This window comes from Rhodococcus phenolicus, from assembly GCF_001646785.1.
Lineage (GTDB): Bacteria > Actinomycetota > Actinomycetes > Mycobacteriales > Mycobacteriaceae > Rhodococcus > Rhodococcus phenolicus.
Genome location: NZ_LRRH01000192.1, coordinates 1 through 619 on the forward strand (window position 1 = coordinate 1; position 619 = coordinate 619).

1 protein-coding gene is annotated in these 619 nt (G+C 82.1%); it reads left to right on the forward strand.

Annotated elements, in window-relative coordinates; all coding sequences use genetic code 11:
* Positions 1–53: 53 nt before the first annotated feature.
* A partial coding sequence (locus A8G15_RS30285) for a glycosyl hydrolase (RefSeq protein WP_425415137.1) occupies positions 54–619 on the forward strand: 566 nt, incomplete at its 3' end.

A 619-nucleotide genomic window follows, 5' to 3' on the forward strand; every position in this document is an offset into this window, starting at 1 on the left:
CGCTCGAACCGTTCGGTGGCCTCGAGACGGTCACCGAGCAGGTGGCGCGGCAGGTGGCGGCGGATCTGGCCGAGTTCAACGCCGCCGGGGTGCCGGTGATCGTGCGGCTGGCACATGAGATGAACGGGTCGTGGTATCCGTGGGGACACCAACCCGCAGCGTATCCAGAGATGGTCCGGACGGTCGCACCGGCGGTGCAGGAGCGGGCACCGGGGCCGGCGGTGGTGGGGGGGCCGGCGGGCGGGGGGGGGGGGGGGGGGGGGGGGGGGGGGGGGGGGGGGGGGGGGGGGGGGGGGGGGGGGGGGGGGGGGGGGGGGGGGGGGGGGGGGGGGGGGGGGGGGGGGGGGGGGGGGGGGGGGGGGGGGGGGGGGGGGGGGGGGGGGGGGGGGGGGGGGGGGGGGGGGGGGGGGGGGGGGGGGGGGGGGGGGGGGGGGGGGGGAGGGCCGCCGCGGCGCTGTCGACGACCCGCGCGTTGTCCGGCGCCCTGCGTTTCTCCACCGGCAGCGGCGTGGGCGGTCTCGTCGCGGCCGCCGGTGCCGTCTCGTAGACGCAGCTCCGAGCCGGCGGGCAAGCGCAATCTCTACAACGCGATCGTCTACAGCGGCGTCCCCGCCGGCGG